18 protein-coding genes and 1 pseudogene are annotated in these 14,607 nt (G+C 71.3%); 3 read left to right on the forward strand and 16 right to left on the reverse strand.

Translation table 11 applies throughout. From position 1 onward, the window contains the following. Positions 1 to 227: 227 nt before the first annotated feature. The 5 genes from GEV10_15850 to clpS all read right to left on the reverse strand — a co-directional run bounded on the left by GEV10_15850 (position 228) and on the right by clpS (position 2,835). A complete protein-coding gene (locus GEV10_15850; GenBank protein MQA79931.1) occupies positions 228 to 1,175 on the reverse strand; it encodes a cysteine synthase in 948 nt (315 codons plus the stop codon). An 11-nt stretch (positions 1,176 to 1,186) separates the two neighbouring features. Beyond that, positions 1,187 to 1,465, reverse strand: coding sequence for a molybdopterin synthase sulfur carrier subunit (locus GEV10_15855; GenBank protein MQA79932.1), 279 nt, complete (start codon positions 1,463 to 1,465; stop codon positions 1,187 to 1,189). Between the two features lie 62 nt (positions 1,466 to 1,527). Beyond that, positions 1,528 to 1,953 carry a peptidase gene (locus tag GEV10_15860; protein MQA79933.1) on the reverse strand — a complete coding sequence of 142 codons (426 nt, stop codon included), beginning with the start codon at positions 1,951 to 1,953 and terminating at the stop codon, positions 1,528 to 1,530. A gap of 29 nt (positions 1,954 to 1,982) precedes the next feature. Then, a complete protein-coding gene (locus GEV10_15865) occupies positions 1,983 to 2,531 on the reverse strand; it encodes a DUF2017 family protein (protein MQA79934.1) in 549 nt (182 codons plus the stop codon). A gap of 13 nt (positions 2,532 to 2,544) precedes the next feature. Further along, positions 2,545 to 2,835: an ATP-dependent Clp protease adapter ClpS gene (clpS, locus tag GEV10_15870; GenBank protein ID MQA79935.1), complete on the reverse strand. Its 291-nt coding sequence runs from the start codon at positions 2,833 to 2,835 to the stop codon at positions 2,545 to 2,547. Between the two features lie 95 nt (positions 2,836 to 2,930). Between clpS and GEV10_15875 the strand changes: the two genes are divergently transcribed. Further along, a complete protein-coding gene (locus GEV10_15875) occupies positions 2,931 to 4,211 on the forward strand; it encodes a nicotinate phosphoribosyltransferase (protein MQA79936.1) in 1,281 nt (426 codons plus the stop codon). A 16-nt stretch (positions 4,212 to 4,227) separates the two neighbouring features. Next, positions 4,228 to 4,806, forward strand: a complete 579-nt coding sequence (locus GEV10_15880; GenBank protein MQA79937.1) for an isochorismatase family protein — start codon at positions 4,228 to 4,230, stop codon at positions 4,804 to 4,806. 150 nt (positions 4,807 to 4,956) lie between these two features. Here the strand turns inward: GEV10_15880 and GEV10_15885 are convergent, their stop codons facing one another. The 10 genes and pseudogenes from GEV10_15885 to GEV10_15930 form a co-directional block, all read right to left on the reverse strand. Next, positions 4,957 to 5,841 carry a 2-hydroxy-3-oxopropionate reductase gene (locus GEV10_15885; protein ID MQA79938.1) on the reverse strand — a complete coding sequence of 295 codons (885 nt, stop codon included), beginning with the start codon at positions 5,839 to 5,841 and terminating at the stop codon, positions 4,957 to 4,959. Between the two features lie 25 nt (positions 5,842 to 5,866). Next, a complete protein-coding gene (locus tag GEV10_15890; GenBank protein ID MQA79939.1) occupies positions 5,867 to 6,694 on the reverse strand; it encodes a TIM barrel protein in 828 nt (275 codons plus the stop codon). A 19-nt stretch (positions 6,695 to 6,713) separates the two neighbouring features. Beyond that, positions 6,714 to 7,073 carry a hypothetical protein gene (locus tag GEV10_15895; protein ID MQA79940.1) on the reverse strand — a complete coding sequence of 120 codons (360 nt, stop codon included), beginning with the start codon at positions 7,071 to 7,073 and terminating at the stop codon, positions 6,714 to 6,716. Between the two features lie 39 nt (positions 7,074 to 7,112). Then, on the reverse strand, positions 7,113 to 8,045 hold the full coding sequence (locus tag GEV10_15900) for a zinc metalloprotease (GenBank protein ID MQA79941.1): 933 nt from the start codon (positions 8,043 to 8,045) through the stop codon (positions 7,113 to 7,115). A 117-nt stretch (positions 8,046 to 8,162) separates the two neighbouring features. Continuing rightward, complete coding sequence (locus tag GEV10_15905) at positions 8,163 to 9,122, reverse strand: zinc metalloprotease (GenBank protein MQA79942.1); 960 nt, start codon at positions 9,120 to 9,122, stop codon at positions 8,163 to 8,165. A 160-nt stretch (positions 9,123 to 9,282) separates the two neighbouring features. Further along, positions 9,283 to 10,182, reverse strand: a complete 900-nt coding sequence (locus GEV10_15910; GenBank protein ID MQA79943.1) for a zinc metalloprotease — start codon at positions 10,180 to 10,182, stop codon at positions 9,283 to 9,285. 178 nt (positions 10,183 to 10,360) lie between these two features. Next, positions 10,361 to 10,624, reverse strand: coding sequence for a DUF3039 domain-containing protein (locus GEV10_15915; protein MQA79944.1), 264 nt, complete (start codon positions 10,622 to 10,624; stop codon positions 10,361 to 10,363). Between the two features lie 39 nt (positions 10,625 to 10,663). Beyond that, positions 10,664 to 11,284, reverse strand: coding sequence for a YqgE/AlgH family protein (locus tag GEV10_15920; GenBank protein ID MQA79945.1), 621 nt, complete (start codon positions 11,282 to 11,284; stop codon positions 10,664 to 10,666). Continuing rightward, positions 11,253 to 11,573 (reverse strand): annotated as a pseudogene (locus GEV10_15925) (VanZ family protein). Before GEV10_15925 ends, GEV10_15920 begins: the two are co-directional and overlap by 32 nt. Then, positions 11,570 to 12,988: an NAD-dependent malic enzyme gene (locus tag GEV10_15930; GenBank protein ID MQA79946.1), complete on the reverse strand. Its 1,419-nt coding sequence runs from the start codon at positions 12,986 to 12,988 to the stop codon at positions 11,570 to 11,572. The pseudogene GEV10_15925 and the gene GEV10_15930 overlap by 4 nt, the downstream one beginning before the upstream one ends. A gap of 183 nt (positions 12,989 to 13,171) precedes the next feature. Between GEV10_15930 and GEV10_15935 the strand changes: the two genes are divergently transcribed. After that, entirely contained in the window at positions 13,172 to 13,825 is a 654-nt protein-coding gene (locus GEV10_15935; protein ID MQA79947.1) for a hypothetical protein, read from the forward strand. Here the strand turns inward: GEV10_15935 and GEV10_15940 are convergent. After that, positions 13,773 to 14,423 (reverse strand): cytidylate kinase-like family protein, encoded by a 651-nt coding sequence (locus tag GEV10_15940; protein ID MQA79948.1) that lies wholly within the window; start codon positions 14,421 to 14,423, stop codon positions 13,773 to 13,775. The genes GEV10_15935 and GEV10_15940 overlap by 53 nt on opposite strands. Between the last annotated feature and the right edge of the window lie 184 nt (positions 14,424 to 14,607).

Below are 14,607 nucleotides of genomic sequence, written 5' to 3' on the forward strand. Positions count from 1 at the left end.
CGCCGCCGGCTTCGACCGACTCCGCGCCGCCTTCACCTAACCAGCCGCGACCCCGCATCGCCCCAGCAGAACAACACCCGGCCCGTGGAACCGGCGCCCACCCCAGGCGACAACCGGGCCACCGCCCTACCCCCCACCCCCCAAACAACCCAACCACACCCCACAACACCCCACCACGGCCACACCACCACCCCACGTGAACAATCGAGGTTAACGTGATCAACGGGTCAGGCCCAGAGCTGGCCCTCGAGCGCGGCGGCGGCCTCCTCGAGGGTGCCGGCGTACGCGCCGGTCGAGAGGTACTTCCAGCCACCGTCGGCGACCACGAACGCGATCTCGGCGCGCTCGCCGGCCCTGACGCACCGCTCGGCGATGCCGAGCGCGACGTGCAGGGCGGCGCCGGTCGAGATGCCGGCGAAGATGCCCTCGTCCGACACCAGCTCCCTGGTGCGGCGTAGGGCGTCGTACGGGCCGACGTTGTGGCGTCCGGACAGGACGCTCTCGTCGTACAGCTCGGGCACGAAGCCCTCGTCGAGGTTGCGCAGGCCGTAGACGAGCTCGCCGTACCGAGGCTCGGCGGCGATGATCCTGATGTCCGGGACCTTCTCGCGCAGGAACCTGCCCACGCCCATCAGCGTGCCGGTGGTGCCCAGGCCGGCGACGAAGTGCGTGATGCCCGGCAGGTCGGCGAGCACCTCGGGGCCGGTGCCCTCGTAGTGCGCCTGCCAGTTGGCCGGGTTGCCGTACTGGTAGAGCATCACCCAGTCGGGGTGCTCGGCGGCGAGACCCTTCGCCACGCGCACGGCCTCGTTGGAGCCGCCCGCAGCGGGCGACGGGACGATCTCGGCGCCCCACATGGTGAGCAGCTGCCGGCGTTCCTCCGACGTGTTCTCCGGGAGCACGCAGACGAGCCGGTAGCCGCGGAGCCGGCACACCATCGCCAGCCCGATGCCGGTGTTGCCCGACGTCGGCTCGAGGACGGTGCGGCCGGGCTCCAGCAGCCCGTCGCGCTCGGCCGCCTCGATCATCGCCAGCGCCACCCGGTCCTTGACCGAGCCGGTCGGGTTGCGGTCCTCGAGCTTCGCGTACAGGCGCACGTCACCTGCGGGCGAGAGCCTGGTGAGCTCGACGAGCGGGGTGCCGCCGATGCTGTCGAGCAGGGAGCGCGTGGCCACCGCAGACCCGCTCAGCGGCCGCCGCCGGCCACGGCCGGCAGGACGGTCACGGTGTCACCGTCGTCGAGCGGCGTGTCGAGCCCGCCGGTGAAGCGGACGTCCTCGTCGTTGCGGTAGAGGTTGACGAACCGGCGCAGGCCCTGGTCGTCGACAAGACGCTCGCGCAGGCCGGGATGCCGGGCCTCCAGGTCGTCGAGCAGCTCGCCCAGCGTGCCGCCCGCCCCGGGGACGGCCTTCTCGCCGCCGGTGTGAGTGCGCAGGATGGTCGGGATGCGAACCTCGATGGCCATGGCCAGGATCTCCTGTGGGTTCTCGTACGGGTCCTCAGCGACAACCTCTGAGGTGAGCGGATTCATTCCGTCGCGTCGGCCGACGCCACCACGCTGACGTCCTCCTCGGTGACCACGGCGTCCACGATGCGATACGACCGGACCTCGACCGTGTCCTCGTCCCTCGTGGAGACGAGCACGTAGTGCGCCCCCGGCTCCATCGCGAGCGAGATGTCCGTGCGGGACGGGTACGCCTCGGTCGAGGTGTGGGAGTGGTAGATGACGACCGGCTCCTCGTCGCGGTCGTCCATCTCGCGCCAGACCGCCAGCTGCTCCTGGGGGTCGAACCGGAAGAACGTCGGCGAGCGCTCCGCGTTGGTCATCGGTACGAACCGTCGCGGGCTGTCCGAGCCGGCGGGCCCGGCGACGATGCCGCAGGCCTCGTCCGGGTGGTCGCGCCGCGCGTGCGCGACGATCGCGTCATACGTGGCCTGGTCGATGGTCAGCACGAGACGAGCGTACCCGGAGCGGGTACGTGTCAGAGATCACGCATGAGCGCCTCGATCAGCGTCTGCTGCAGGTAACCGAGCCAGTCGTAGACGTACCACGCCTGCTTGCGCGGGTCGTCGTCCGAGAGCAGCGAGAACGCGAGCTCGTGGTCCTCGGTCACCTCGAGCCGCACGCCGAAGGTCAGGCGCAGGTCGTTGAGCACGCTGAGCCAGGCCTGACCCTGCTCGGGTGTGAGGTCGATCTTGCCGCCATCGCCGAGGGAGTCGCGCGCGACGGTCGCCGCGTTCGCCTTGCCGGCGCGCAGGTCACCCTCGGTGTACCTGCGGAAGTCCTGCGACGACTCGTCGTCGTCGCTGTAGCCATCGGGCAGCAGGCGCGCGAGTGCCGGGTCGTCGGGCTTCTTGCGGTCGTCGACGTTGCCGAACGCCTGGGCGAGCGGATCGTCGCCGACCAGGCGTTCGCCGTCGTCGAGCATCTCGATGAGCTCGCGGAACAGCGTGTGCAGGACGCCGGCCTCGCCCGGCTCGAACACCACGGTCAGGTGCCCGCCGCGCCGTCGATGGAATCCGGAGCTCACCCTCGTGCTCGCCTCACTTGTCGTGCTGCAGGGTCGCCCAGAGTCCGTAGCCGTGCATGGCCGTCACGTCGCGCTCCATCTCCTCCCGCGTGCCCGAGGACACTACCGCCCGACCCTTGTGGTGGACGTCCATCATCAGTTTCTCCGCGTGCTCGCGCGGATAGCCGAAGTAGTTCTGGAAGACGTACGTGACGTACGACATCAGGTTGACCGGGTCGTTCCATACGATCGTCACCCACGGCAGGTCGGGCTCGACGACGGAGTCGGACTCCGGTTTCTCGACCTCGACGGGAGCGACACTCACCGTCCCATCGTGACACGCCGGACCCCGCCGGCCGGGGCACGGTCCACCGGCCTCGTCCTAAGCTGCCACCCGTGAAGGCACCCAGCACCGCGCTGATGACCGACCAGTACGAGCTGACGATGCTCATGTCGGCCCTGCGTGACGGGACGGCCGCGCGGCGTTGCGTCTTCGAGCTCTTCGCGCGGCGGCTGCCGGGCAACCGCCGCTACGGCGTCGTCGCGGGCACGGGGCGGTTCCTCGACCAGCTCCGCCGGTTCCGCTTCGACGATGATGCCCTTCGGTTCCTCGCCGACGAGGCGATCGTCGACGAGACGACCCGCGACTGGCTGGCGTCCTTCCGGTTCGGCGGCGACATCTGGGGATATCCCGAGGGCGAGGCCTTCTTCCCCGGCTCCCCGCTGCTCGTGGCGGAGGGGACGTTCGCCGAGGCGGTGCTCCTCGAGACGCTCGCGCTGAGCGTCTTCAACCACGACTGCGCGATCGCCGGCGCCGCGTCGCGCATGGTCACCGCGGCGGGTGGCCGTCCCGTCATCGAGATGGGGTCGCGACGCACGCACGAGGAGGCGGCGGTCGCGTGCGCGCGCGCCGCCTACCTCGCCGGGTTCGCGTCGTCGTCCAACCTCGAGGCGAGGCGCAGGTACGGGGTGCCGACCGCGGGCACCGCGGCGCATGCCTTCGTGCTGCTGCACGACACCGAGCGCGACGCGTTCCGTGCCCAGGTCGAGGCCCTGGGCGCGGGCACCACGATCCTGGTCGACACCTACGACGTCCGCGAGGCCGTCCGCACCGCGGTCGAGGTCGCGGGCACCGCGCTGGGTGCGATCCGGATCGACTCGGGCGACCTGCTGACGCTCGCCGGTCAGGTGCGCACGGAGCTCGATGAGCTCGGTGCGACGGGCACGAGGATCGTCGTGTCCGGTGACCTCGACGAGCACCAGATCGCCGCACTGGCGGTCACGGCCGCGGACGCGTACGGCGTCGGCACGTCCCTCGTCACGGGTTCGGGTGCGCCGACCGCGGAGCTCGTCTACAAGCTCGTCGCCCGCGCCGGGGGCGACGACGCGGGCGCGCCGCTGCGCCCGGTCGCGAAGCGCTCGATCGGCAAGCCCACCCACGGGGGACGGAAGTGGGCGTTCCGGCGCACCAACGGCGCCGGGGTCGCGGACGCCGAGCTGCTCTGCACCGACCCGGCACAGGCCGGCGACGACGCCAGGCCGCTGCTCGTCCCCCTCGTCAAAAGCGGCGAAATCGTGTGGAATGGCACACTCGACGAGGCGCGCACCCGGCGCCGCAACTCGTTGGCCGGCCTGCCGCCGACGGCGGTGCAGCTGTCCCAGGGCGAGCCGGCGATCCCCACGTACTACGTGGAAGGCTGAAGAGGGGGTACCAACGATGGCCAAGGCTCTCGTCATCGTCGACGTGCAGAACGACTTCTGCGAGGGCGGCGCGCTCGCAGTCGCCGGCGGCAGCGACGTCGCCGCCGCGATCACCGACCTGATCGTGCAGCGCCGGTCCGACTACGCGCAGGTCGTCGCGACCCGCGACAACCACATCGACCCCGGCTCGCACTTCTCCGACGAGCCCGACTACGTCGACTCCTGGCCGCGACACTGCGTCGCGGGCTCCCCCGGCGCCGAGTTCCACCCCGCGCTCGACGCCTCCCGGGTCGACGCCGTCTTCAACAAAGGCGAGTTCACCGCCGGCTACAGCGGCTTCGAGGGCGAGACCCACGACGCCGAACCGCTCGACGAGTGGCTGCACGACCGCGACGTCGACACCCTCGACGTCGTCGGCATCGCCACCGACCACTGCGTGCGCGCCACCGCCGCCGACGCCGCCCGCGCCGGGTTCACCACGAGGGTGCTGCTCGACCTCACCGCGGGCGTCTCACGCGAGACCACCGACAAGGCGCTCGACGAGCTCCGCGCCGCCGGCGTCGAGCTGGCCGGCACCCCCGTGCTGCGCACCTGACCGACCACCGCACCGCTGGGGTCCCCGCCCGTGGTTCCCACCCCCGCTGGGGTCCCCAACGGTGGCCCGCACCCCCGCTGGGGTCCCCAACGGTGATGCCCGCCCGCCGGGGTCCCCAGCAGGTGCTCGCACCCCCGCCGGGGTCCCGGGCTAGTCGAGGGCGCGGCCGGAGAGGTGCTCGACGATGTCGAGCAGCGCCGTGTGGTCGAGGTCGCCCTTGCCCTGCGCCACGAGCGAGCCGACCAGCTGCGCCACGGCCGTCCCGAGCGGGAGCGCGACGCCGGCCTCCCGCGCCGCCGCCTGGACGATACCGAGGTCCTTGTGGTGCAGCTCGAGCCGGAAGCCCGGCCGGAAGTCGCGGGCCAGCATGGCCGGCGCCTTTCGGTCGAGCACGGCGCTGCCCGCGAGGCCGCCGGAGAGCACGCGTACCGCCGCCTCGGTGTCGACGCCGTGTGCCTCGAGGAAGACCAGCGCCTCGGCGACGAGGCCGAGGGTGCCCGCCGCGATGAGCTGGTTGGCGGCCTTCACCGTCTGGCCCGCGCCGTGCGGCCCGACGTGCACGATGGTCTTGCCGACCGCGTCGAACACCTCGCCCGCCGCGGCGAAGTCGACCTGGTCGCCGCCCACCATGATGGCCAGCGTGCCGTCGATCGCGCCCTGGTCGCCGCCGCTGACAGGCGCGTCGAGCACCCGCACGTCGCGCTCACGTCCCGCCTCCGCCACGGTCCGCGCCGTGTCGGGCCTGATCGTGCTGCAGTCGACGAGGAGCAGGCCGGGGTCGGCGTTGGCGAACACGCCGTCGTCACCGAGGACCACCGCCTCGACGTCCGGTGAGTCGGGGAGCATCGTGACGACGACGTCCGCACCGCGCGTGGCCTCGGCGATCGACGACGCCGCGCGCCCGCCCTCCTCGACGAGGCGGTCGACCTTGGCCCTGCTCCTGTTGTAGCCGACGACGTCGAAGCCGGCGCGGACGAGGTTGGCGGCCATCGGGCCGCCCATGATGCCGAGGCCGATGAATCCGACGGTCTTCATGCACTTCCTCCGAGATGGTGGACGGTCAGTCGCCGGCTGCCCGGCGATCACGGGGCAGCCAGTCGAAGCTGTCGGCGGTCGGCCCGGCGGGGACGTATTCCAGTCCGACCCAGCCGGTGTATCCGGACCGTTCGAGCAGCGCCAGCCGACCGTCGACGTCGAGCGCACCGGTGCCCGGCTGGTGCCGGCCGGGAGCGTCGGCGACCTGCACGTGCCCGACGCGGTGCGCGTGGCGGGCGATCGCGTCGTCGAGGTCGACGCCGTTGACGCTCAGGTGGTAGAGGTCGGCGAGCAGGCGCACCTCGCCGGCGCCGCCGTCCGCCGTCACCCGGTCGATCACGGCGACCGCGTCGTCCGCGGTCTTCAGCGGGTACGCCGCCACGCCGCTGACCGGTTCGACGAGCACCACGCCGCCGTGCTCGCCGACGGCGCGTGCGGCGTACGCGAGGCTCTCCGCCGCGAGGTCGTCCTGCCTCGCGGTGTCCTCGCCCGCGATGCGGTTGCCGTACAGCGCGTTGAACGCGCGGCATCCGGTGACCTGGCCGATCCCGGCGACGACGTCGGCGTTGGCACGGAACTCCGCCTCGCGGCCGGGCCACGAGAGCACCCCGCGATCGCCGGCCGGCATGTCGCCGGCGAAGAAGTTGAGGCCCACCAGCCGCACCCCGGCATCACCGATCGCCGTGACGAACGCGTCGACGTCGCGCTCGGCCGGCACCGGTTCGGCGAACGGCCACCAGAACTCCACCGCGTCGAATCCCGCCGTCTTGGCAGCGGCGGGACGTTCGAGCAGCGGCAGCTCGGTGAAGAGGATCGAGCAGTTGACGTCGAACGGGAGCCGGTGACCCGTCATCGTTGCCTCCCGGCGACCGTCAGCCGACGTGGACGCTCGCCAGCGTGCCCGCGGACTGCAGCGCCTGCTGGACGCCTTCGCCCGCGGTCTTCACCGCCTTCTTCACCTTGCTCAGGCCGATGAGCCCACCGGCGGCGCCGGTGGTCGACTGGACGAGCCTGAGCACCGCACCGTCCGCGTTGGTCGCGACGGTGACACCGAGCCGGATGTGCGGCGAGAACGCGCCGAAGAGCGCCACCTTGCCCGTGCTGCCGACCTCCGCGGTCGCCGACCACTCGGAGTCCTTGCTGACCGTGTACTTCTGGTCGCCGAGCACCTTCAGCGCGGTGTCGAACGCCGCCCTCGGGTCACCCGACAGGTGGTAGGTATACGTCGCCATGGCGCCGATCTTCGCATACCGCGGCGGGCGCGGGCCCGCTCAGGCGCGGTAGGCCGCCCACTGGTTGGTCATCCGGGTCGACTGCCCCGGCGTGAACTCGTACATGCACGCGTCGTAGGTGTAGTCCATGAAGTTGTGGATCGGGTCCGCCCCGGTGGCAGGACAGGTGTCGCGGCCCGTCGGGCACTCGAACGCGGGCTCGCCCTCCGCCGCCGTGTCGCTCACCGCGTCACCCGGGCTTGCGCAGCCGTTCTCGAACGTGTGGTACAGCCCGAGCCAGTGACCCACCTCGTGCGTGCCCGTGTCGCCCTTGTCGTAGTTGGTCAACGCGCCGCCCGGCAGCGACTCGTAGTGGACGACGACGCCGTCGTCCTTCGGGTTGCCGGCGTACCACGCGGGGAACGTCGCCCAGCCGAGCAGGCCGTCGCCGAGGTTGGCGGTGTAGAGGTTGAGCGCGGCCGCGCCGCCCCTGCGGAGCTTCCTCTTCATCGCGGCTTCCTCGGCCGAGTCGTAGTCGAGGCCGAACCACGCCTTGCTCTTGGTGCGGTCGGTGCCCGCGAGCCGGAACGCGAACTGCGTGGCGGCACCACCGGTGCTGCCGGCGTAGGCGTCGTTGAGCACCTTGACCTGGCTGTTGATCCTGCTCTTGGTGAGGTTGCCCTTGGTGCCGGAGTAGATGACGTGCACGTAGACGTCGACCGTCACTGTCGCGGCCGTCACGGAGGCGCCGCCCTTCTTCGCCAGCTTCGCGGAGAAGTCGCGTTCCATGGCCGCCTGCTTCGCGGCGCTGACGTCGTCGGGTTCGCGGACCTCCGCGCCGTGCGCCACGCGAGCGGCGCTCGCCGGAGCGCAGGCACGCGCGTCGTCGCCCGTCGCGGCGGCGGCGCCGGTCGAGCCGCCGGCCGCGGGGACCAGGGCACTCAGGACGAGGGCGGACGCACCCGCCAGGACATGGAACACCCTGCGCCGCATGTGGTTCTCCGTTCCGACCGGCCCGCCTCAGCCGGATCGGCGGGACCCTGCGGACCGTACTGCGTCACGGAGCGACGACGTAAGCGCTACGGAGAACTACGACGAACGGTGACCGCGTCACGAAGCGCGGTACGCCTGCCACTGCTTGCCGATGCGGTCGGCCTGCCCCGCGGTGAACTCGTTCATGCACTGGTCGTACACGTAGTTCATGAAGTTGTGGACCGAGTCGTTGCCCGGCGCGGTAGCGCAGCTGTCCCTGCTGGTCGGGCACTCGTACGCCGCGGTCGCCTCGGCCGGGGTGTCGGCGACGTGGTCGCCCTCACCGGTGCAGCCACCCTCGAACGTGTGGTAGAGCCCGAGCCAATGCCCGATCTCGTGCGTGGCAGTGTCGCCCTCGTCGTAGTCGGCCGTCGAGCCGCCCGGCAGAGTGGAGTACAGCACCACCACACCGTCGCTCTTCTTGTGCTTCTCGTACCACGACGGCATGGTCGCCCAGCCGAGCAGGCCGCCGGCGGGCTCGGCGATGTAGAGGTTGAGGTCGGAGGCGCCACCCCGGCGCAACTTCTTCTTCATCGACCTCTCCGCCGAGCTGTTCGGCTTCGCCGTGGCCCACGTGGAGTTGTCGGTGCGGTCGGTGCCGGCGAGCGAGAAGCTCACCGATGTCGCGTCGCCTCCGGTCTTGCCGGAGTACGAGTCGTTCAGCACCTTGATCTGCTCGGTGATCTGCGCCTTGCCGACGTTGCCCGTGCCGCCGTCGTGGACGACGTGGACGTACACGTCGACCTTGATGGCCGCCGCGCGCACCTGCACGCCCTGGTGCCGCATGTCGCGCTGCCGCCGCTGGAAGTCCAGCTCCATCGCGGCCTGCCTCGCCTCGGTGAGCAGCCGCGGCTCGCGGACCTTGGCGCCGATCGGCACCCGGGCCGTGCCGGACGGGGCGCAGTGCGCGGACGACCCGTCCGCCGACCTGCTCACCGACGCGGCGGCGTCGCCGCCGTCGCGCTGACCGGCCGGCAGGAGGGCACTGCACGCGATGACCGCGGCAGCCGCGAGCAGGGGAAACGTCCTTCGCCGCATCGTTCACTCCTCGAAAAATCGACGCTCCACCCCTGGCCGGCAGAGCAGGCACCGCCCACGAAACTACTGTGTGTCGTCATTCGGGCACACAGCGGGGGCGGACGACACGAGGGCCCGCCCCGCACGGGGTGAGCCCTCGGTCTCGGTCCTGCGGGCCGCGCTAACCGCGGTACGCCGCCCACTGGTCGGCCATGCGGGTGGCCTGACCTGCGGTGAACTCGGTCATGCAGCTGTCGTAGGTGTAGTCCATGAAGTTGTGGATCGGGTCGGCACCCTCGGCGGGACAGGTGTCGCGTCCCGTCGGGCACTCGTACGCCGGCTCGGCCTCCGCCGCGGTGTCGTCGACCTCGTCACCGCCGGAGCAGCCGTCCTGGAACGTGTGGTAGAGCCCGAGCCAGTGCCCCACCTCGTGCGTGGCGGTGTCGCCCTCGTCGTAGTTCTCGGCACCCTGACCCGGGAGCGAGGTGTTCAGCACGACGACGCCGTCGTCCTGCGGGTCGCCCTCGTACCACTCGGGGAAGGTCGCCCAGCCGAGCAGGCCACCGCCGAGGTTGGCGGTGTAGAGGTTGAGGTCGCCCTTGTCGCCCTTGCGCAGGGCGCTCTTCATGTCCGTCTCGGCCTTGGTGTCGGGCTGCACCGTGTACCACTCGGCGTTGTCAGTGCGGTCGGTGCCGGCCAGCTGGAACGAGAAGTCGGTTGCGCCGTACGCCCCGTTGAGCACGTCGATCTGGTCGGCGATCGCCGCGTCGGAGAGGTCACCCTCGGCGCCGTCGGTGACGACGTGCACGTAGACGTCGACCGTCGCCGCGGCGGCGGTGACCGTCGTGCCACGCGCCGCCAGCCGCTTGGTGAAGTCCCTCTCCATCGCGTTGCGCTCGGCCTTGGAGACCTGGTTCGGTTCGTGCGCATGGGAGCCGTGGGCCACGCGAGCACCGGAGCTCACGTCGGCACAGGCCGCCGACGTGGTCACTTCGCTGCTCGCTTGCGCGCCGGCGGGGAGCAGTCCGGCGAGCACCAGGGCCGAGGCACCTGCGAGCGCGTAGACAGACGTTCGCTGCATGGGTTCCTCCGTCCGCGTCGCGCCGCCCGGGCGGCCGCGCGATCAACCCCGCGAAGTTACTCGAGGTGACGAGACGTGCGGAACCCGTGATGCGCTGCGTGAGGTCTCGACGGAACGTCCGTGCGGGATACTCACACAGTGTCGCGTTCGTGCGCGCATGCGCGGGTCCGGCAGCGGATCAGGACTCGTCGTCGCCGCCGCCCTTCGGCAGCGACTCCCAGATCTCCTTGCACTCCGGGCAGACGGGGAAGCGGCTCGGGTCGCGACTGGGGACCCAGACCTTCCCGCACAGCGCCACGAGCGGGGTACCCGTCACGGACGACTCGACGATGCGGTCCTTGCGCACGTAGTGCGCAAACCGTTCGTGGTCGCCGTCGCCGTGCGACAGCTTGGCGTCGGTGTCGCCCTCGGGTATGACCGTCGTCTGTCCGGATGTCTCCACGCCACAACCCTACCGATCCCGGCGACGGCACGCCGCCGGTCAGTTCTGGGTCGGGTCCTCGGGGAACGTGGCCAGCAGGGCGAGGTCACCCGGCTGGCGGCGCAGCACGTCGCGCCACAGGCGTGCCGGCTCCCCGGTGAACGGGTCACCGGGGCTCGCCTCGACCACATACCAGGAACCCTCGTCGATCTCGCCCTCGAGCTGCCCGGCCGACCAGCCCGCGTAGCCCGCGAAGATGCGCAGTGAGCTCAGCTCCGCCGCGAGGACCTCCGGCGGCGCGTCGAGGTCGACGAGCCCGAGACCACGGGACCGGTCCGTGGAGATCCGCCGCCAGCCGAGCGGCTCCTCCTCGTCGTTCGCCGGCGCCGACACCCCACCCACCGCGAGCGCGCTGTCGAGCGCCACCGGGCCGCCCTGGAACATCACCTGCGGACCGCTCGTCAGCTCGCCCCACGGCTCGAGGACGTCGGACACCGGCACCTGGGTGGGACGGTTCAGCACGACGCCGAGGGTGCCCGACGGCTCGTTCTCGACGACCAGCACGACCGTACGGCCGAAGTTGGGGTCACTGAGCAGGGGTGTCGCGACGAGCAGGCTGCCGGTGAGGTCCACGGGTCCATGATGCTGCCAGAAGCAGTCCGAGCGCAGCACCCGCGACATCCGCGACCGCATCCCACGGACTCCCCGACCTGCCGGGGAGGACGAGGGCCTGCACGAGCTCGCTGACCACCGCGTGTGCCACGAGCAGGGCGCCGAGCGTCACCGGCCGCACGCGTGCGAGCACACCGGTGACCGCGACGATCGCGAAGACACCGACGTGGACGACCTTGTCGGCGTGTGCGAACGGAGGCGTGCCACCGGAGTCGGGCGAGTACAGCACGACGAGGTGGATCGCGACGGCGAGCGCGAACGCTCCCCAGCGGACGAGCGATGCGACGTTCTGCCTCACGAGGCGGGGGCGCCGCTCTCCCGCTCCCGCGCCTCCTCCGCCGAGCGCTGCACCGCGGCCGCGACCGTCTTCGCCAGGTCCGGGTGGAACACGCTCGGGACGATGTAGCTGGTGTTCAGCTCCTCGTCGGTCACGGTGCCGCCCAGGGCCGAGGCCGCGGCGAGCATCATCGGCGTCGTCACCTCGTGGCTGCCGGCGTCGAGCAGCCCGCGGAACACGCCGGGGAACACGAGCACGTTGTTGATCTGGTTCGGGTAGTCGCTGCGGCCGGTCGCCACCACGGCCGCGTGCTCGAGCGCCGCGCTCGGCTCGACCTCGGGGTCGGGGTTGGCCAGGGCGAAGACCACGGCGTCGTCGTTCATCGTGGCGATGTCGTCACCGGTCAGCAGGTTGGGCGCGGACAGCCCGATGAAGACGTCGGCGCCGGCGACGGCCCCGCGCAGGTCACCGGAGTAGCCGCCGGTGTTGGTGTGCTCGACGATCCAGCGCAGGCTGTCGTCGAGATCGCTCCTGCCGGCGTGCAGCGCACCGTGGACGTCGCACACGACCACGTCGCGCACCCCGGCCGCGAGCAGCAGCTTGAGCACCGCAGTGCCCGCCGCGCCGGCGCCGGACATGGCGATGCGCACCGCACCGAGCTCCTTGCGGACGCACCGCAGGGCGTTCTCCAGCGCCGCGAGCACCGCGATCGCCGTGCCGTGCTGGTCGTCGTGGAACACCGGGATGTCGAGCGCCTCGCGGAGCCTGCGCTCGACCTCGAAGCACCGGGGCGCCGCGATGTCCTCGAGGTTGATGCCGCCGAACCCGGTGGCGATCGCGCGGACGATCGACACGATCTCGTCGGTGTCCTGGGTGTCGAGGCAGATCGGCCAGGCGTCGATGTCGGCGAACTGCTTGAACAGGGCGGCCTTGCCCTCCATCACCGGCAGCGCCGCCACCGGCCCGATGCTGCCGAGTCCGAGGACCGCGGACCCGTCAGTCACCACCGCGACGGTGTTGCGCTTGATGGTCAGCCGGCGGGCGTCCTCGGGGTTGCGCGCGAGCGCGAGGGAGACCCGTCCGACACCGGGCGTGTACGCCATCGACAGGTCGTCGCGGTTGCGCAGCGGGACCTTCGACCGCATCTCGATCTTGCCGCCGAGGTGCAGCAGGAACGTACGGTCGCTCACCTTGTGGATCGAGACGTCGGGCAGTGCCCGCAGCGCCTCGGTCACCGACTCGGCGTGCTCGGTGTCGCGGCACTGGCACGTGACATCGATGCGCAGCCGCTCGTGGCCCGACCTGGTGACGTCGAGCGCCGTCACGATGCCGCCGGACTTCTCCACGGCGCTGGTGAGCAGCCCCACCATGTTGCCCTGGGCCGGGACCTCCAAGCGGACCACGATGGAGTACGACACGCTCGGCAACGGTGGCACCGCTGCTCCTCTCGGCAGGTGGGACGACCCCCACATGGTCCCACGCGGTCCGGAGGAGCGGCCCCGTGAGGGGACCCCTCACCGTGCTCTGACCCGGTCGGGGTGCCCCTCACGGGTCCGGCCGCGGTGACCCGGCGGCGCGCCCGGTTCCCCACCGTTCGCGCCGTCCGCCACAATCGGTCCATGTCATCGAGCGGAGAAGTCACCAGCCCGGTGTCGCTGACCGGGGAGATGGGCCAGCTCCCGCCACGCGACCTGTCCCCGCCGTGGCGACGGCTCTGTGCCTTCGTCATCGACGTGGCGATCCTCACGGTCCTGCTGCTGCCGCTCCTCATCCCGGCCGTCGCCATCCGGATGGCCCACCAGGAGGAGCTGGCCATCGCGGCGAGCAACCCCCTGGCGCAACAGGTGGCGCCGCTGCCGTTCTGGGCGACCGAGTGGTTCGTCGGCATCGTGACCGTGGTGGTCTTCGGCCTCTACCGCGTTCCGCAGGAGGCGGGCTTCGGCCGCACCATCGGCCACCGGGTGCTCGGCATCCGCATCGTCCGGTTCACCGGAGCGCGCAAGATCGGCCTCGGCCGGGCGCTGCTGCGCTACCTGGTGTTCTACGGCGTCAACGTGGTGCCGGTGATCGGCTCGCTGTTCATGCTGGTCAACTACCTGTGGTGCCTCTTCGACAAGCCGTACCGCCAGTGCCTGCACGACAAGGTGGCCGGCACCTTCGTGGTGCACCGCTCGGACGTGCGCTACACGCCGCAGCCGCCGGCGTTCGACACGACGCCCGCTATGCCGTACTCGACGCGACCGCCGTCTCCCCCTGGGCCGCCCGCACGATGATCTCGACGACGTCGTCGATCGCGACGACCGTGCTGTCGAGGGTCAGGTGGTAGTGGGAGCAGTCCGTGGGGTCGGCGCGGTAGAAGTGCTTGACGTACGCGGTACGCGCGCGGTCGGCGTCCTCCAGCCGGTGCCTCGCGAGCTTCTCGTCGATCCCCGAGGTACGCATGACCCGCGCCAGCCGGCGGTCCTTGGGCCCGTAGATGCGCACGTGCAGCGCGTATGGCACGTCCTTCAGCACCAGCACGGCGGCACGCCCGAGCAGGACGCCGCCCGTGGTCGCGGCGACCTCGCGGATCGCCTTCTCGGTACGCACGACGAACTCGTCCTCGGAGACGAGGTCACCGACCGGTAGGTAGGCCTCCATGCCGCCGAGGGTCACGTTGGGCAGCCGGGCCGCGCCCGCGAGCAGCCGTCCGAGGCCGTGCTCGGCCTTGCCGTCATGCGCGAGCGCCGACTCCAGCGAGCAGCCGATGTCACGTGCCACGCCCTCGGGTATCGCCCGGTCGACGAACGGGAGACCGAGCCGCTGGGCCACCTGCGGCGCGATGATGCTGCCGCCGGCGCCGTACTCCGCCGATATCGTCACCACTCGCATGTCGACCCCTCGATCCGTCCGCGGGCGTCCATATACCGAACGGTAACGCGCTCACGCGGGAATCGACAGAACGGCGCGGACATGTCCCCCTGAACGAGGGCTAGCTCTCTTCCTGCCGCCTGGTCTGCGGCCTGCGGACGATCGTGTGCACGACACCGACCACCAGGATGACCACGAAGAACAA

It is taken from the genome of Streptosporangiales bacterium, assembly GCA_009379955.1.
Taxonomy (GTDB): domain Bacteria; phylum Actinomycetota; class Actinomycetes; order Streptosporangiales; family WHST01; genus WHST01.